Origin of the sequence: uncultured Chryseobacterium sp., from assembly GCF_936933875.1 — a bacterium.
Lineage (GTDB): Bacteria > Bacteroidota > Bacteroidia > Flavobacteriales > Weeksellaceae > CAKZIK01.
On the sequence record NZ_CAKZIK010000085.1, the window covers coordinates 46,455 to 64,831 of the forward strand.

Below are 18,377 nucleotides of genomic sequence, written 5' to 3' on the forward strand. Positions count from 1 at the left end.
AATAACACCAATGTGACAAATCTCTTATTTTTATTCAAACTAAATTGCAAAAAATCCGTAAATTTGTGGCACTAAAAATTTAGTGAAAAATTATGTTGACGAAAACAAAAGTTCAGGATTTTCTGAAAGAAATTGAAGTGGATGATTTGGTGCACAATATCCAGGTAATGGGAGAAGATGTGTATATTGATATGACGGCTCATTCACCGGCAATGCACGAAAAAAAGAAACTGGAAGCAGCAATGAAGCAGGCTTTTGCTTCAGAATTTGGAGAAAATATCAATTTGAAACTCAAAATAGCTTCTCCTGAACAAAGTGAAATTCAGCAAAATCAAATCAAAGGAAAACAAATCCCGGGAATTCAGAATATTATTGCGATTGCCTCTGGTAAAGGTGGAGTAGGAAAATCTACCGTTGCGGCAAATTTAGCTGTGATACTATCGAAAATGGGCTTCAAAGTTGGAATTTTGGATGCTGATATTTACGGACCTTCCGTTCCTACAATGTTTGATACAGAAGGAGCAAAACCTCTTTCAGTAGAAGTTGAGGGTAAAAATTTGATGCAGCCTATTGAAAATTATGGTGTGAAAATGCTTTCCATCGGATATTTTTCGGGTGCAAATCAGGCAGTCGTGTGGAGAGGACCAATGGCTTCAAAAGCCCTCAATCAAATGCTTCGTGATGCAAATTGGGGAGAGCTGGATTTCCTTTTAATCGACCTTCCTCCGGGAACAGGTGATATTCACTTGTCAATTATTCAGGAAGTGCCGGTAACGGGAGCGGTTATTGTTTCAACGCCACAACACGTTGCTTTGGCCGATGTAAGAAAGGGAATTGCGATGTTCCAAATGGAAAGCATCAACATTCCGGTACTTGGTTTGATTGAAAATATGGCGTATTTTACACCTGAAGAATTACCTGAAAATAAATATTATATTTTTGGAAATCAGGGTGCGCAATATTTGGCAGACGATTTAGGAATTCCTGTTTTGGGTGAAATTCCAATCATCCAAAGCATCAGAGAAGCTGGTGATGTTGGAAGACCTGCAGCATTACAGGAAGGTTCTAAAATTGAAGAAATTTACAAAAAGACTGCACAAAATATGGTAGAAAGTTTGGTTGAAAGAAACAAAAACCTTCCTCCAACCGAAGCCGTGAAAATTACAACAATGGCGGGATGTTCGCCGAAGAAATAAATTTTTGTTTTGATATTGTTTGAAACCGTTCGAACATTAAACAAACTCAAACAACTTTAAACAATTTCAAACTAGAAAATGATGAATACAGATACAAAACACGAAGGAACAGTAACCAAAGTAATGGAAGCCCTAGAAAGCATCCGACCTTTCCTAAACCGTGACGGCGGCGATATTGAATTGGTTGATGTAAAAGACAATAAAGTTTTTGTAAAACTTCAGGGCAACTGTAACGGCTGTCCAATGAGTTTTTCAACGATGAAACTAGGCGTTGAAAATACGATCAAACAATATGCTCCTGAAATTGAGGAGGTTTTGAGTGTGGAGTAAAAACTTTTTAGAAAAAATAAAAAAACCGGTGAAGTTAATTCATCGGTTTTTTATTTTTAATTCTGGATAATTTACTCTGATATTGAACTCGGAATTTTTTCAGATTTTCTTCCTGCCTCCAAAATCGGTAAATTTCCTTCGGTAGGAATGTAAATTACCGTTTTATCATTAAGATTATTTTGCTGTCTAACCCATAAATACTGGATATACTTCTCGGAGAGCGCGCCATTTTCGATTTTTATTGCGGATGCAGCACCTTTTGCACGTTCAACTTCCGCTTGTGCATTTAGTTTTTCGGCTTCTAAGTTCGCTTTTGCTTCTTCAATTTTTATGCGTCTGTTTTGTTCTGCTTTAGCAAATTCTGCTTTTCCTTCCATTTCCTGAGACCATACTCTATACTTTGGATAGCCCCACATAATTATTGCTAATCCTGCGATTGCAATAAAAGCCAGAATTGCAAATCCTGTTAAATTAAAATTTTTCATAGTATTATTTTTTCTTCAAGTTATCATAAATGTTATGCACCAAACCATCGGCAACAGAAATTTTAGGAACAAAAATTTTGCTGATGTCGCTCCAGTTCATCACATTGCTGTAGATTTTTAAGGCGGGCTCCAAAACATCGGCTCGGTCTTCCCGAATGTTGTATTTGGCCATTCTTTCAGCCACAGAAAGTGATGCAATTTCTCTATGAAAAGTTTTAATATAGTTCAGTGTAAGTGGCTTGCCATCTTTGGTTTTACTCATGGAAAAAACTTTATTGATGTTTCCACCCGAACCAATCGCTACAATAGGTTTTTTACTGTTGATGTTTTTCCGTATTTCCTCCTTCATTTCCTTCCAGTTGTCTTCCGTAACCAAACCGTTCAAAAGTCGGATCGTTCCGATGTTGAAAGAGTGTTCGTACTTCATCTTGCCGTTTTCGTAGAAAGTAAGTTCTGTGGAACCACCACCAACATCCACATAAAGGTAATCGAAATTTTTGTCGAGACCTTCTGCCACGTGATTTTCGTAAATTAAAGTGGCTTCTTCATCCCCGGAAATAATTTCGATGTCAATGCCTGACGTTTCTTTTACAATTTTGCGGATTTTATCGCCGTTTTTAGCGTCGCGCATTGCAGAAGTAGCACAGGCTCGGTAATGTTCCACGTTGTAAATTTTCATCAGGTCCGAAAATACTTTCATAGAATCGATAACCATTTTCTCTCGTTCCTTCCCAATTTCGCCATTAGAAAATACGTCCATTCCCAAACGAAGCGGAATTCTCAAGAGGTTAAGTTTAATAAATTCGGGTTTATTTTTGGGTACTTCCTTTACTTCGCTAATGAGTAATCTGGCGGCATTACTTCCGATATCTATGGCTGCTATTTTCATTACTTAAAATTACAATTTTTAATTTTTTTTGAAGCAGAAAAAGGGGTTATCTTTCTGTATTTCGGTCCCGCTTTGGCTACGCCGAACCACTACGTTAGTTTTCCGCTCTATCTTTTTAGTTTCGGCGGCAGCGAAGCTGCCGCCGAAACTAAAAAGGATGCCACTACAAAACGAGGAACGAGTTTCGACGTTTCCTTAGAAAACCTTACATGTTTTCAGAGTCAATCGGGGCTAGAAATCTCTTTCAGCTTTTTTCAGACTTTTGCTTTCAGATATTTATAAGTTTCAATCTGAGAGCGGAAGTCCTGTTCATTTTTTTCATGTTCCACGTATTCGTTGCTGAGGTTTTTATCCAAAATCCTTGCTTTTACATTATCACTAAGCTGAATTTCCAGAATGTCGAGCAATTCTTTTTTGAGGTTTTTCTGTTTAATCGGCACAGCTGCTTCAATTCTGTAATCCAGGTTTCGTGTCATCCAGTCTGCGGATGAAATATAAATATCTTCAGCGCCTCTGTTATAAAAATACATCACTCTTGCGTGTTCCAGATATTCATCAACAATAGAGATTGCACGAATTTTCTTCTTGAAATCTTTCTGGTTTACTGCACAGTAAATTCCACGCACAATCAATTTAATTTCCACGCCCACTTTTGCTGCTTCGTACAGTTTTCTAATGCATTCGCGGTCGCTAAGGGAATTTACTTTAATAATCATTTCTGCTTTTCTTCCGGCTTTGGCTTCAGCAATTTCTTTATCAATATGCCAAAAGATTTTTTCACGCATAAATGGAGAAGAAACCAACAAACTTTTACAGTGTTTAAGCGTTTCGGCAGGATCTTCTTTGGGTTTTCTCAAAGCGGAAAACACTTTATTGATGTCTGCCATTATTCCTCTGTCGGAAGTCATCAACAAATGGTCTCCATAAATTCGAGCGGTCTTTTCATTAAAATTTCCGGTGCTTACAAAACCATACTGAAATGTTTTTCCGTGTACGCGTTTTTTAATAACGCATAATTTTGCATGGACTTTTCTGTTCGGTATTCCGGTGAGTACTTTTATTCCTTCCTGTTCCAAAATTTCTTTCCATTCCAAATTACTTTCTTCATCAAATCTTGCCCTAAGTTCCAACATTACCGTTACCTCCTTTCCATTTCTGGCGGCGCCAATTAAAGCATTAATAATTTTGGAATTACTGGCTAAACGGTATGCTGTTATTTGAATGGATTTTACATCCGGATCCATTGCAGATTCGCGCAAAAGGTCTGTAACAGGACGATAATCGTGATAAGGGAAAGTAAGAAGAACATCTTCTTTTAAAATAACTTCTGTAATACGTTGATCATTAGGGAATTTAGGATGAAGGAAAGAGGTTCGCTCTTCCGGTTTTTTAGATTGTTTAAAAACATCTGGAAAATCCATAAAATGGCGGAAATTGTGGATTTTTCCACCCGGAATAATACTGTCACGCTTGGTAAGATTTAATTTTCTAATCAGAAATTCCAAAAGCGCTTTGTCCATATTTTTGTCGAAGGTAAAACGCGTTGGTTTTCCTTTACGACGGTTTTTAACTCCCTTCGAAATTTTGTCTGCTAACGTGGTTCTAATGTCATTGTCAAGGTCGAATTCTGCATCTTTGGTTATTTTAAAAGCATGCGCTTCATAATCATCATACCCAAAAAAGTTGAAAATTTCCGGCAGCATAAACGTAATCACATCTTCCAAAAGCATCACATTTTTTTCGCCATTTTCAGATGGCAACATCACAAAACGACCAATAAAGCGCGTAGGCATCTCGATAATTGCAAAACTGCTTTCGTATTGCCAGTTTTTTCTGCGCATCGCAACACCCAAATAAAGGCTTTTATCCCGTAAATAGGGCATTGGTTTATTTTCCTGAAGCATAATGGGAACCACATGAGATTCTACCACTTCATCAAAATATTCTTTTACAAATTTTTTATGCTCAGCATTCAGGTTTTTAGCATTTTTAATGAACACTTTCTGTTCAGCCATTTCTTCCTGAATTTTCTTCCAGATTTTATCGAAAGTTTTCTGCTGCTCAATAGCGATATCATTTATTCTCGCCAAAATTTTCGATGGTGGCTGAAAAAAAGAATCTGTAATAAACTTATCTTTAAATTCCATGGCACGTCGTAAACCGGCTACACGAACACGGAAAAACTCATCCAAATTATTAGAAAAAATTCCCAAAAAACGGATTCTTAAAGCCAAAGGAACAGTTTGATCCATTGCTTCCTGTAGAACACGTTCGTTAAAAGCCAACCAAGTGACATCTCTAGGATTGAAAAGTTGTGACATTTTTCTTTTGTTGAATTTCCTCAAAAATACGGATTTTAAGACAGATTCTTATGATTTCAGCCATATAACCTGTGCTAAATTTTCGTTAATTTTGAAACAAGCCCAAATCATACCTTCAACAAATTCTTTTTAAAAACAAAATCGCAAAACATAACTTGATGAACGAGAATATCCTGTTTCGTGAAGAGGAGAAGGCTCTATTTTCAAAAATTGATTCGTAGTTCGTTCCTCACTCCTCGCACCGAAAGCGCTATGTTATAGCCCTGATTTACTCTGTATTTTTATTTTTTTTGATGGAATCGTCAAAACTCGTTCCTCGTTTTGAACGGCATGCTTGAGCTCTTTTTGGCGGAACTTGAAAAGAACTTGAGCAAAAAAGCGAGTAGCGAAATCAGGTTCCCGGCTCCTTCCTTCGACTCCGCTCAGGATGAAAAATTTTGACACGCGATTTCGACTGATTTCATCAACATTCTGTCAATTTGTCACAATTTTGTGCTTGGTATATTTTTAGAGAATTTGGTAGCAACGCTTGAGTATGTTCAGCGTGACAATCATTAATAGAAAATTAAAAAATATAAATAACATGAGTAAAATTATTGGAATAGATTTAGGAACAACCAACTCTTGTGTTGCCGTAATGGAGGGAAAAGACCCTGTTGTAATTCCTAATGCAGAAGGGAAAAGAACAACGCCTTCTGTTGTAGCATTTACGAAAGACGGTGAAAGATTGGTAGGTGATCCTGCTAAAAGACAGGCGGTTACAAATCCTCACAACACGGTTTATTCAATCAAAAGATTTATCGGGACACACTTCAAAGATGATGCTAAAGAGGTATCAAGAGTTCCTTACACCGTGGTTGCTGGACCGAACGATACAGTAAAAGTTAAAATTGACGACAGAGAATATACACCACAGGAAATTTCAGCAATGATTCTTCAGAAAATGAAGAAAACAGCGGAAGATTATCTTGGAACTGAAGTAACAAGAGCGGTAATTACAGTTCCGGCTTACTTCAACGATTCTCAAAGACAGGCTACAAAAGAAGCGGGAGAAATTGCAGGTTTGAAGGTGGAAAGAATTATCAACGAACCAACTGCGGCTGCGCTTGCTTACGGTTTGGATAAAAACCACAAAGACCAAAAAATTGCGGTTTATGACCTTGGAGGTGGAACATTCGATATTTCTATCCTTGATTTGGGCGACGGTGTTTTCGAAGTTTTGTCTACAAATGGTGACACGCATTTAGGTGGTGATGATTTTGACGATGTAATTATCAACTGGTTGGTTGACGAATTTAAAAATGAAGAAGGCGTAGATTTGAAAGCGGATCCAATCGCACTTCAGCGTTTGAAAGAAGCGGCCGAAAAAGCAAAAATTGAACTTTCTGCAACTACGCAAACAGAAATCAACCTTCCTTATATCACAGCGACTGCGACAGGTCCAAAACACTTGGTGAAAACGTTGACGAGAGCGAAATTTGAGCAACTTTCCGAAGATTTGGTAAGACGTTCAATGGAGCCTTGTAAAAAAGCGTTATCTGATGCTGGTTTGCAAACTTCTGACATTGATGAGGTAATTTTAGTGGGTGGTTCTACAAGAATTCCAATCATCCAAGAACAGGTTGAAAAATTCTTCGGTAAAAAACCGTCAAAAGGCGTAAATCCTGACGAAGTTGTGGCTATTGGTGCCGCAATTCAGGGGGGAGTTTTAACCGGTGATGTGAAAGACGTTCTTTTATTAGACGTTACACCGCTTTCATTGGGTATTGAAACAATGGGTTCAGTTTTCACGAAATTAATTGAAGCGAACACCACCATTCCAACCAAAAAATCTGAGGTTTTCTCAACAGCTAGCGATAATCAGCCTGCAGTAAGCATTAGAGTTGGACAGGGTGAAAGACCAATGTTTAACGACAACAAGGAAATCGGTAGATTTGACTTGACTGATATTCCACCTGCACCAAGAGGTGTTCCTCAAATCGAAGTAACTTTTGATATTGATGCGAACGGTATTTTGAGCGTTTCTGCGAAAGATAAAGGAACAGGTAAGGAGCAGTCGATTAAAATTCAGGCATCTTCAGGACTTTCTGACGAGGAAATCGAAAGAATGAAGAAAGAAGCAGAACAAAATTCTGCTGCCGATGCGAAGAAAAAAGAAGAAGTTGAAGTTTTCAACAAAGCCGACGGTTTGATTTTCCAAACTGAAAAGCAATTGAAAGAATTTGGCGACAAACTTTCAGCAGACAAAAAGTCAGCAATCGAAACTGCGGTTGCAGAATTGAAAACTGCTTTCGAAGCAAAAGACGCAGAAGCTACAAAAACCAAAACCGAAGCGTTAGACGCAGCTTGGATGGCCGCCTCCGAAGAAATGTACGCAGCTGGTCAACAAGCACAAGGTGCAGATGCTGGTCAATCTCAAGGTCAAGCAAACAGTGCAGATGATGTGCAAGATGCTGACTTCGAAGAGGTGAAGTAATCGCCGATTACAATCAATCAGAAATAATCATAAGATCGCTGTAAATGAGTAATTTACAGCGATTTTTTATTTTTGACAATTATTGAAAATGCTTGATTTTGATCGATTTTTATACTATTTTTGTAACATATTTGTACCGCGCCTTAAATGCGGATAATGTGCGCCTTATTAGGACTTATTTAGCCTTAATTGCCTTAAAATGCACGTAAACCGAAAAATAATTTTTTAATGGGTTTTAGTCAACTGAAAATTCCGAAACTATGTGAGTTCTGCGAAAAACCTTTCGAAGCAAAAACTGTTTCGACAAGATTTTGTTCTAAATATTGTTCGGAGAAACAAGGAAGACGACAGAAACAGTTAGACAAGGAAGTGAAGGAGAAGCAATCTCTTTTAGAAAAAAAGAGTAATAGAATTGCTGAAATTCAAACACGACCGTATATTTCTGTTAGTGAAGCTGTGATGCTTTATGGAATTTCGAAGGATACCATCCATAGATTAATCAAAAATGGAAAGATTCCTGCGCATAATTTTGGACACCGACTTACAAGAGTAAGCAAATTTGACTTAGAATTATTGTTCACTCCTGCAGACAACTTTGTGGAAGCACAAAAAGAAGAAAATAGAGATTTTGAAGTTGGGAACTGCTATACGATTTCAGAGATTAGTGAGAAATATAAAGCAAATCCCAGCACCGTAAGTAATGTGATTAAGAAAAATAAAATTCCAACAAAACAAGTCGGAAGTTTTGTGTACGTTCCTAAAAGATACATTGATGAAATTTTTGATCCAAAATGAAACAAAAATTAATAAGAACAAAAGTCACGGTAAGACTCAGAAAGTCTGAATATCGAAAAGAATGGTATATCTACTTGGAAAGTTATCCGGTAATTGTGGCAGGAAAAGCGGAAGTTCAGAGAATTCGTGAGTATCTAAACAGAACTGTTACCACCGTTGAGTTTGATAAGAAAAGAGTTGCAAGAAAGACTGAAAATTCCATTTCCTTTAAGCCGAAAAGGGACGATAATGGTGTTATCATTTGCAAAAGTGATCTTGATAAGGAAACTATGTTTTATGCGGATTCTGTACGAAAAATCAGACAGAGGGAATATGATAAAAAAAATATTTACAATGAAGTTGATTTGCTGCAGGAGGCATTGAATGAAAAAAGACAGGAGAACTTTATTGACTACTTTAAATCTCTGATTAAAAGACGACATAAAAACAGTTCGGATTCCATCAAAGTTAATTGGGAAAGGTCGCTTGAGTTTCTTAAATCTTATGGTGATGATTTTATACCGTTTGGAAAGATTGATATGAAATTTTGTGAAAATTATAAAACCTTTCTTTTGAGCGCACCACTTGGCGGAAACAAAAAGGGAACATTGTCGCAAAACAGTGCTGCAACGTATTTCTCGATCTTCAAAGCAGTATTGAAACAAGCTTTTATCGACGATTATTTCTTAACTGATATTTCCGCAAAATTGAAAGGAATTTCTGAAATAGAATCCCGAAGAGAATATTTAACTATTGATGAACTGAACACATTGGTGGAAACTCCGTGCGACTATGAGGTTTTAAAGCGTGCAGCACTTTTTTCAGCATTAACAGGGTTGCGACTTTCCGATATTCAGAAATTGAAGTGGGAAGAAATAAGCATGGAAAATGATGCACCGCGTATTCATTTTACCCAGCAAAAGACTAAAGTTGTGGAATATATGCCCATCTCTGCGCAAGCGCTGCAACTTTGTGGCAAAAGGAAATCATCAACAACGTTAGTTTTTAGTGGACTTCCTGATTCAGCATGGATCTCCCGACCTTTAAAAAAATGGATTACATCCGCAGGAATTATCAAGAAAATTACATTTCACAATTTTCGACACACTTTTGCGACCTTGCAACTTTCTAGCGGAACCGATATTTACACAGTTTCGAAAATGCTTGGACATACCAATGTGAGGACAACGCAGGTTTATGCGAAAGTGGTGGATGAGAAGAAAAATCAAGCGGCAGAAGCGATACAATTGAAAACACTAAAAAATTAGTATTTATGAACCGTAAAAATCGCGATTATGTTCTGCAGTATTTTTTAGTAATTATCGCTTGTGTACTAGTAGGATTCATTTCCAGATACTTTTATCGGAAAGAATCTAATGATGATTTCGGCGGAACTATTATTTTTTGGGGAGCTGCCGGATTTGCATTTGTGATATATTTACTGATTATTGTTTTACTTGATGAATTTTTGGAGAAAACTAATTTTGTAGAATGGGTAAGAAAAAAGGTGGTTAAAGAAAATGTATTTGATTCAGAAGAATTGATAGATTGCAATAATCAATCTAAAAATGAAATTACTGAAGTTTCTAATGCGGAATCTCAGACAAAAGAAAAAGAAATCGTCGAATTTTTACCTTCCAAAGAAACAGGAACTTTATCAGAATCTGAAATAGGGAATGATTCAGTAAAGGATTTTAATAAAATCAGAACCCAACAACAAGTTTTGCTCGATAAAAAGAAACAAAATAAACTGGACGTTGCATTAGATTATACAAGGAAGAAATTTGCTTTGTACACAAATGATGAAGATCTTTCAATTTTATGTGACGCAATAAAAAATTATTCCGACCAAAAGTATATTTCGGAAGATGTTTCAATCACAACAACAGAACTTTCCAATTTAGACCTCTATCATTTTGGATGGAATATTTGGAATTATTTCAAAGTGAGCAATCAGGATTCTATTGCAAAATTTTTGAAATCGGTTTTTGTTTCTTTGAAAGATGTGGAACAAGGCAGCATCAAATCGCATCTTCGGGATGATGAAAAAAAGGGAATTATTAAGATTGAGGAGATCACTGATCTAGTAAATTAATTTTGATTAGGATTAGAAACTAATTGAAAAAAAATTCTAAAAAAAACTAAGAGGGGTTCATCTTTTTAGTTTTTTAAATCAACTTGAAATCAGGTATTTACAAAGATATTTTCGTGAAATATGTCGCAAATTTATCCAATATTTGCGACACTTTATTTTTTTGTGTCTGCTTTAATTGATGATTTCTTCCGCAGTATGAAAATACTAGACGGTGTCTCCTAAATTCTCTGGTTGAAAAACATATCGAAATTCGGATTTTTCATCAGATCATTAATTGCGAATACACTGCGTTCGTAATTGTGTTTACTTTTTTTCGATCTTATATTTCCTTCCAAGTTCTTTTTTACTAATAAAAATTAAAAACAAAAGTGTTTCATAAGTGATTTCTCTGTGATTACGTGTTTATCGGCATCACAGAGAAATCACTTTTTTTCTTTGCACCATAATAATTAAAATCAATCATTATGGAACACAAAGAAATTTCATTTGAAAACCTACCAAGTGCGGTTGCGCATTTGAACAACCAAGTCGAGGAACTTAAGGAGCTTATCCTGCGAAGAGAATTGGCTTCCATTCCTCAAAAGAAAACACCAATTGACATTGACCGAGCTTGCGAAATTATCGGAAAAGCAAAACCGACAGTTTATACATTAGTGAGAACTCGCCAGATTCCGTGTTACAAAAGTGGAAAGAAACTTTATTTTTTCGAAGATGAATTGCTTGAATGGATTCGCAACGGAAGAAGAAAAACGATGGTTGAAATTGAAGCAGAGGCTGCGAAAAATTTCAGACGAAATAGAGGTTAAAGGCTATGGATACTGAAGTAGAACTCTATAAAAGCAGTAAAGGTTCGGTCACGGTTTTCGACAAAATAATAAAATATATCGGAAAGAAATACCAACTCCGCTTCAACGAAATCGCCTTGGAATTCGAGATAAAGACAGATAATGACGATTGGACTGAGTTGAACTTGAACTCGCTGTACATCGAACTTACTCAGGCGGGAATCAACATCGCTTTCAACAAACTTGAAATACTGATGCGAAGCCATTTGATTCCGGTATTCAATCCATTCGAGAGCTACTTTCAAAACCTTCAAAAATGGGACGGCGAAAACCATATCCAAAGATTGACAAGTTTTGTCAAGACAACAGATACGGAATCTTTCCAAATCCATTTTGAAAAATGGTTGACAAGGTCAGTCTTGTGTGCATTGAAAAGAGGTTACATCAACAAACAATGCTTCGTCCTCTACAATACCAAGCAAAACAGTGGAAAGACAAGTTTTTTGAGATTCCTGATTCCGCCAAGTTTGGAGAAATACTACACAGAAGACATTGGCGTGGACAAAGACGGACTTATTGCGCTCTGCAAAAACTTCATCATCAATATCGATGAACTTTCGGTGATGTCCAAAACGGATGTCAATATTTTGAAGGCGTTTATTTCGAAGAACACGGTGAATGCAAGATTACCCTATGACAGAAAATCATCTTTGATGTTTAGAACTTCGTCTTTCTGCGGTTCAACCAACCGCTCCGATTTCTTGACCGATGAAACAGGAAGTGTGCGATGGATCATTTTTGAAGTCCTGGAAATTGATTTTGGTTATTCCAAAGAAATCGACATTAACCAAGTTTGGGCTCAAGCGTATCACAATGCTTTTGAAAGGAAAGATTACAATCCCGAACTTACTGCGGAAGACCTTATCGAAAATGAAAAACGAAACGAAAAATTCAAACAGGTCAGTTTGGAGCAGGAAATCCTCATCACACATTTTGAAAAATCAGAAAACAAAAACGACTTCCTCACCGCAACCGAAATTATGCTCGCAATGAGCAATGCTTTGGGAGTGAGAATGAACAATGTCAAAATCGGAAAAGCATTGACCGCCTTAAACTTTGAAAGGATAAAGCATTCTAAAAAGCAGGTTTATGGCTACTTAATCAAAAGAAAAATTGAGAACGAAAAAAATGAATGAAAAAATAATCAAAAATCCTCCTGCCTAATTACCTGCTTACCTAAAATTCTTTGAAACCATTATGAATAAACACTTTTATAAGAGGTAAGAATAGATGATAAAACTTACCTAAAGTTACCTAAATATTAAAGATTAATGAGAAGAAAATATCTAAAAAAAGTAGGTAGAAAGGTAAGTCGAGGTAAGTCAGAAAAATCACGCTCAACACTTTCTGCTAAAGGCTTAGGTAAGAAGGTAGGTAAAAACACCAAAAAACTTTATAAAACAAAACACAAACACAAAAATCCCAAAACCAAAAACCCCAACATTATGAACTGCAAACAGGCAAACGAAAATATCAGCATCAGGGAAATATTGGAGAGTTTTTCTCTTTTCCCGAGCAAAGACAACCGTAAAAGCGCCTTTTATTATGCCTTCGACCGAAAAGAAAGGACACCGAGTTTGGTGGTAAACTTTAACCAAAACACTGCTTTCGATTTTGGAACAGGAATGAAGTACGATAATGTTTCCTTGGTTCAAGGCATCAAGAATTGCTCGGTTTCCGAAGCATTGGAATATTTGAAAAGATTTGATAATTCAATTCCAACAACACAGAAAATTAATTCAAATGATTTTCAACCAAAATCAGGATATCAAATTTTGGAAATCAAAGAAGTCGAACACCCTAGTTTGATGGAATACTTAAAATCAAGAAAACTCGAATCGCAAAAATCTGAACTCAAGGAAATCCATTACGAACTCAACGGAAAAAACTATTACGGTTTGGGTTTTAAAAACGATTCGGACGGATATGAAGTCAGGAATCCATACATCAAAATTTGTTTGGGTAAAAAAGACCTCACTTCGATAAAAAATCAGTCCAAAATTTTAAGAATTTTTGAAGGATTTTCAGATTATCTGTCGTTCAAAATTCTGGAAAAACCACTCGAAAAAGAAGCTTCGGGTTACGTCATTTTGAATTCTGTTTCGATGATTTCAAAAGTAAAAAATCAACTTGAAAACTATGAAAATATTGAACTCTATTTGGACAATGACCGGACGGGAGATTCGGTGACGGAAACTCTAAAAAATGAAAATCCAAATGTATCAGACGAGCGGATTTTATTCAAAAATTACAAGGACTTAAATGAGTTTTTAATCAATGGGAACTTGCGCAAAAGAGATACAGGATTGGAAGAAAAAAACCTGCGTAAAATAGATACAGGTATCGAAAGTGAAGACCTGGGTAAAATAACTCCACGCAAAATCGGCAGATAGTTAGTGCAAAAAGTACCCAATGTTTACAATAAGCGTGTCCGCTCATCGTAAAATTGGAACATTTTGGTTTTCTCCTATCGTCGAAAACTTTAAAACAGAACGCAGATTTAGGAAAAAATCAGTCAAAATTTCAGTGGAAATTCAGCGAAATTTTCAATTGAATTTCAAAGAAAATCTCAAACAAAATTCAGACAAAATTCAAAAAATATTAACGGCAAAAAATAGAAATTTTTGCTTCAGAAAAGAAAAAAAATATCAAATGGAAAACAATCAAATAAGACAATTTGCGGAACAAATTTTCAGTGAACAGGAAAAGAAAATTGCGAAAGAAAAACGGAAAAACTACTTCAAAGAAATCGGCAGAAAAGGAGGTTTAAAAAAGAAAACTTCTAATCAATTCACCAAAGTGGTCTCGACGAGATTAACGCAGAAGGAATTTGATGAAGTCACAATAAAGGCAAAACGATTTAAACTTTCAGTTTCAAAATATTTTCGACTTCTGATTACTGAAAAAGAACTTAGAATTAATGAATTTAAAGAAGATGAAACTTTACTCAGTTACGGAAATAATTTCATCAGAATCAAGAATTTATTGAGACATCGGGAATTTTCACAATTGGACTATACAAAAGTAATTTTAAGAGAGGTTGAAACTATTACCAAACTAATATACGATTATCTCTACAATAAAATGAACGCAACAACGGAAGCGGAATTTCAAGAAGATGAATAACAGTGCTACCACAAGACGAATTTCCAAAATCGCTGTGGAATACAACGGAAATGATAAAGGAACTGCGGAATTGGTTTATAGCAATAATCTTTTGAGCGAAGATCCCAAACTACAATTCAAGGAAATGAAAGCCGTCGCCAACAGAAATAAGAATCTGAAAAATTGGGCTTTGACGGGATATATTTCTCCCGAAAAATCCATTGGCGACAAATTGACCAATGAAGAACTGACCGATTTGGCATTAAAGGCTTTAAGAAAAGTTGGCGTTACCGATGACAACCAAATCCGTTTGGATATTCATTCTTCCACGAAGCAAAAGCACATTCATTTCATTGTGAATCGAGTGAACACTTTTGGAGAAAACACGATTACAGCACATAAAATTGGAGAAAGTTTTGGAAAAGCCGTACGTGAAGTCTGTCAGGAACTGAATCTGAAAACCGACATCGAGATTGGAAAAGAGAAGAAACAGATGATGTATTATGCTTTGACAAACTCGCTGAAATACGCCAAAAGCTTCGATGATCTTGTAATGAAAATGCATCTGAAAGGTTATCAGGTAACACTTTCGCAAAATGTGATAGACGGAATTTCGGGAATGCGAATTGTGCGATATGAAGACATCAACCATCAAACCGAGCGACAATATAAACCTGGCTATAAGCTTTCAGAGATTACCAACAAACTGAAAATTGCAGACATAAAATCGACTTTGAACTCCAACTTTGAAAGAGCTGAACATATACAAACCTTACTCGGACAAATGAGGGAAAATGAAGAATCAGAAATCTCAAGAACCAATATTTCCAAAGAGATTGGAAAAACGGTTGATGAATTTTTGAAACCAACTTACACTACTCCCGACGACGAATTATTAAAACGCAAAAAACGAAAATTTAGATAAAATGGAAAATCAAAACACAACACCAAACGAACCACAAAACGATATTTATGAACTTCTTAGAAAGGTGGTTGAAACGAATGAAGAAAACATCAAATCCACGAAACAAACTGAATCAGTTCATTTAGAAGCTCGAAATTTTTATCAATCCGCACAGAATGCGATTATCGGTTCGACCAATATGATGCAGAAAGCGATGCAGCTTGTTAGAACAGAACTTGAATCTATCATAGGTTTCAAAACCTCAATTCCTGAAAGCATTCCTGCAGATTTGTCTGAAAAAACGATCAACTTTTTTGAAAAAATTGAAAAACACATCAAATTTATTTTTCCTGGAAGCATCGGGATTTTGACATTGGCGGCAATCATCTTGTTTGGTTCGGGACATTTTGCTTTCAAATGGTACTCCGAAAGCATCCGCGCCAAAAGTGAAATTCGGCAGGAAATTTTGGATGAAATCAAGAGAGGCGGAAAAGCGGTTTACAAAATTGAAGACTACAATCAGTTGAAGTATAATACTGATTTGATGAATAAATGGATGAATAAGAATCCGAAAGATGGGGAAAAGTTTTTGAAGTTTAAGGAGGGGTTTGAAAGTAAATGAGCCTGAAAAGGTGGATATTTTCTAAATCGTATTGTCTAATTATCAGATAATGAGCGTCTTAATTAAAAGTTTTCCACAAAATTTGTTTTGTAAATTTATCATTTCTACATTAATAAAAACAAATTAATTTAAATAAAATATAAATTTGAATAATTCTACAAAAAAATAAATTTGCATATTTTAGTTATTTTATTTTAATTTGCACTACTTTGTAGAGTACTTACAATACTATTTTATGAAAAAAGTTAAACTAAATGAAGTCTGCTCAATTCAGTTCGGTTCTTATCTAAAGCCGTCTGCAGAAGGTTCTTTGCCATTTCTTCAGGCAAAGAATTTTTCGGAAACCGGTACTTTGTTGGGCAATTTTGATGCTTTTGTTCCGGACAGAGAAAACACTCGCGCTTTTGCTTTGCAGGTGGGAGACATTCTCTTTGCAGGAAAAGGAAGCCGTTTTTTTGCTGCGGAATATGAAGAAAAATGGGGAGAAGTCATTCCTTCCTCATTATTTTATGTGCTTAAGGTGGATGAAAATAAAGTATTGCCGGGCTTTCTGTCAGCAGTGCTGAACCTTTCAAAAAACATTGCCTATTTTCAGCAGGCTGGAGCCGGAAGTAATATTCCTTCACTGCGTAAAAAAGAACTGGCAGATTTTGAGATTGAAATTCCGCCTTTGGAAATACAGAAAAAAATTGTCGCGATGAAAAAACTGCACGATGAAGAAATGAAACTTGCCGACGCTATTAAAGATGAGAAAATACTATTATACCAAACCGCCATTAATAACATTTTAAAATAACTTATAATGCCTGAAAATAAAATTACCCAAAAAGAAATCAACAATATCGTTTGGAAAGCCTGCGATTCCCTGCGTCCTGTTATGGGAAGCGGTTCTTATAAAGATTATGTCCTCAGTTTGCTCTTCGTGAAATACCTTTCTGATGTATGGAAAGATAAACAGGAGCAATACCGCCAAAAATATCCTGGCAACGAAGAAATGGTAAAAAGACAGTTGCAGCGCGAGCGTTTTCAGGTTCCGGAAATCAGCACCTTTGATTATCTTTTTGAAAACCGCAACGAAGCCAATGTGGGCGAAATTATAGATATGGGATTGGCGGCGCTGGAAGATGCCAACCGTGCAAAATTAAATATGGTGTTCCGTTCGGTTTCCTTCAATTCGGAAACGGCTTTTGGTCCTACCAAACAGCGTAACGCCATTTTGAAAAACCTGTTGGTAGATTTTTCTAAACTGGATCTGCAGCCTTCGCATTTGGATGGCAATGATGTAATTGGAGATTCTTACGAATTCCTCATTTCTCTTTTTGCCGGTGAAGCAGGTAAAAAAGCGGGAGAATTCTACACGCCGGCCGAAGTGAGCACATTGTTGGCCAAACTGGTAGATCCGCAACCGGGAAACCGTATTTCCGATCCTACTTGTGGCTCCGGTTCACTATTGATTAAAGTGGCCAAAGAAATTCCGGGAAAAAACTATTCGCTTTACGGACAGGAAAACAACGGAAGCACCTGGGCTTTGTGTAATATGAATATGTTTCTGCACGAGCAGGACAGCGCGACCATAAAATGGGGCGATACCATTAACAATCCTCTGCTTTTGGAGAATGATAATTTGATGAAATTTAATATTGTCGTAGCAAATCCACCATTTTCTCTGGATAAATGGGGGGCCGATAATGCAGCGGCTGATGAATTTGGGCGTTTTCACCGTGGTGTGCCGCCAAAAAGTAAGGGCGATTACGCTTTTATCAGTCATATGATTGAAACCGCCAACGAAACCGACGGTCGTGTTGGCGTAATTGTTCCGCACGGGGTGTTGTTCCGTGGAAGCTCGGAAGGGAAAATTCGTCAGCAACTGATTGAGGAAAACCTGCTGGATGCGGTGATTGGTTTACCGGCAAATCTGTTTTTTGGAACGGGAATTCCTGCGGCTATTCTCATTTTTGATAAAGCGAGAAGCGCTAACAAAGATGTGCTGTTTATCGATGCGAGCAAAGAATTTGAAAGCGGTAAAAACCAGAATGTTCTTCGCGAAAAGGATATTGAGCATATCGTTACCACCTACAAAAATTACAGAAACGGTGAACCTTTGCAGCAGGAAAAAGGCGAAGTGCTGGAAGACAAATACGCTTACCGTGCGACGATAAAGGATATTGAGGAGAACGACTTCAACCTGAATATCCCGCGTTATGTGGACACTTTTGAGGAAGAGGAAGAAGTTGACATAAAAACCGTGCACTCCAATATCCAATCGCTGAAACAGCAGTTAAGCGACGTGGAAGCACAAATGGAGAAATATTTAACAGAATTAAATTTAGTATAA

At 36.6% G+C, this 18,377-nt stretch carries 17 protein-coding genes; 14 read left to right on the forward strand and 3 right to left on the reverse strand.

Annotated elements, in window-relative coordinates:
* Positions 1 to 92: 92 nt before the first annotated feature.
* Both Q0252_RS11940 and Q0252_RS11945 read left to right on the forward strand, forming a co-directional pair.
* Positions 93 to 1,196: an Mrp/NBP35 family ATP-binding protein gene (locus Q0252_RS11940; protein ID WP_297986642.1), complete on the forward strand. Its 1,104-nt coding sequence runs from the start codon at positions 93 to 95 to the stop codon at positions 1,194 to 1,196.
* An 81-nt stretch (positions 1,197 to 1,277) separates the two neighbouring features.
* Positions 1,278 to 1,526: a NifU family protein gene (locus Q0252_RS11945; protein ID WP_297986779.1), complete on the forward strand. Its 249-nt coding sequence runs from the start codon at positions 1,278 to 1,280 to the stop codon at positions 1,524 to 1,526.
* Positions 1,527 to 1,597: 71 nt separating this feature from the next.
* Here the strand turns inward: Q0252_RS11945 and Q0252_RS11950 are convergent, their stop codons facing one another.
* The 3 genes from Q0252_RS11950 to ppk1 all read right to left on the reverse strand — a co-directional run bounded on the left by Q0252_RS11950 (position 1,598) and on the right by ppk1 (position 5,221).
* A complete protein-coding gene (locus Q0252_RS11950) occupies positions 1,598 to 2,011 on the reverse strand; it encodes a hypothetical protein (RefSeq protein WP_297986645.1) in 414 nt (137 codons plus the stop codon).
* A gap of 4 nt (positions 2,012 to 2,015) precedes the next feature.
* Positions 2,016 to 2,900, reverse strand: a complete 885-nt coding sequence (locus tag Q0252_RS11955) for an exopolyphosphatase (protein WP_297986647.1) — start codon at positions 2,898 to 2,900, stop codon at positions 2,016 to 2,018.
* A 254-nt stretch (positions 2,901 to 3,154) separates the two neighbouring features.
* The gene (gene ppk1, locus Q0252_RS11960) at positions 3,155 to 5,221 is read right to left on the reverse strand and encodes a polyphosphate kinase 1 (protein WP_297986648.1); all 2,067 of its coding nucleotides are present in this window, start codon (positions 5,219 to 5,221) and stop codon (positions 3,155 to 3,157) included.
* Between the two features lie 583 nt (positions 5,222 to 5,804).
* Here ppk1 and dnaK point away from each other — a divergent pair.
* The 12 genes from dnaK to Q0252_RS12020 all read left to right on the forward strand — a co-directional run bounded on the left by dnaK (position 5,805) and on the right by Q0252_RS12020 (position 18,377).
* Entirely contained in the window at positions 5,805 to 7,697 is a 1,893-nt protein-coding gene (gene dnaK, locus Q0252_RS11965; protein WP_297986651.1) for a molecular chaperone DnaK, read from the forward strand.
* Positions 7,698 to 7,925: 228 nt separating this feature from the next.
* A complete protein-coding gene (locus Q0252_RS11970) occupies positions 7,926 to 8,492 on the forward strand; it encodes a helix-turn-helix domain-containing protein (RefSeq protein WP_297986652.1) in 567 nt (188 codons plus the stop codon).
* A complete protein-coding gene (locus Q0252_RS11975) occupies positions 8,489 to 9,739 on the forward strand; it encodes a site-specific integrase (protein ID WP_297986654.1) in 1,251 nt (416 codons plus the stop codon). The genes Q0252_RS11970 and Q0252_RS11975 overlap by 4 nt, the downstream gene beginning before the upstream one ends.
* A gap of 5 nt (positions 9,740 to 9,744) precedes the next feature.
* Positions 9,745 to 10,566 carry a hypothetical protein gene (locus Q0252_RS11980; RefSeq protein WP_297986655.1) on the forward strand — a complete coding sequence of 274 codons (822 nt, stop codon included), beginning with the start codon at positions 9,745 to 9,747 and terminating at the stop codon, positions 10,564 to 10,566.
* A gap of 464 nt (positions 10,567 to 11,030) precedes the next feature.
* Positions 11,031 to 11,372: a helix-turn-helix domain-containing protein gene (locus Q0252_RS11985; protein WP_297986657.1), complete on the forward strand. Its 342-nt coding sequence runs from the start codon at positions 11,031 to 11,033 to the stop codon at positions 11,370 to 11,372.
* 5 nt (positions 11,373 to 11,377) lie between these two features.
* The gene (locus Q0252_RS11990; protein ID WP_297986658.1) at positions 11,378 to 12,547 is read left to right on the forward strand and encodes a VapE domain-containing protein; all 1,170 of its coding nucleotides are present in this window, start codon (positions 11,378 to 11,380) and stop codon (positions 12,545 to 12,547) included.
* A gap of 135 nt (positions 12,548 to 12,682) precedes the next feature.
* Positions 12,683 to 13,804: a toprim domain-containing protein gene (locus Q0252_RS11995; RefSeq protein WP_297986660.1), complete on the forward strand. Its 1,122-nt coding sequence runs from the start codon at positions 12,683 to 12,685 to the stop codon at positions 13,802 to 13,804.
* A 259-nt stretch (positions 13,805 to 14,063) separates the two neighbouring features.
* Positions 14,064 to 14,537, forward strand: coding sequence for a special sigma factor (locus tag Q0252_RS12000; protein ID WP_297986663.1), 474 nt, complete (start codon positions 14,064 to 14,066; stop codon positions 14,535 to 14,537).
* Positions 14,530 to 15,441, forward strand: coding sequence for a relaxase/mobilization nuclease domain-containing protein (locus Q0252_RS12005; RefSeq protein WP_297986665.1), 912 nt, complete (start codon positions 14,530 to 14,532; stop codon positions 15,439 to 15,441). The genes Q0252_RS12000 and Q0252_RS12005 overlap by 8 nt, the downstream gene beginning before the upstream one ends.
* 1 nt (position 15,442) lies before the next feature.
* On the forward strand, positions 15,443 to 16,042 hold the full coding sequence (locus tag Q0252_RS12010) for a hypothetical protein (RefSeq protein WP_185241959.1): 600 nt from the start codon (positions 15,443 to 15,445) through the stop codon (positions 16,040 to 16,042).
* 235 nt (positions 16,043 to 16,277) lie between these two features.
* A complete protein-coding gene (locus Q0252_RS12015) occupies positions 16,278 to 16,838 on the forward strand; it encodes a restriction endonuclease subunit S (RefSeq protein WP_297986668.1) in 561 nt (186 codons plus the stop codon).
* Between the two features lie 6 nt (positions 16,839 to 16,844).
* Positions 16,845 to 18,377 carry a type I restriction-modification system subunit M gene (locus tag Q0252_RS12020; protein ID WP_297986670.1) on the forward strand — a complete coding sequence of 511 codons (1,533 nt, stop codon included), beginning with the start codon at positions 16,845 to 16,847 and terminating at the stop codon, positions 18,375 to 18,377.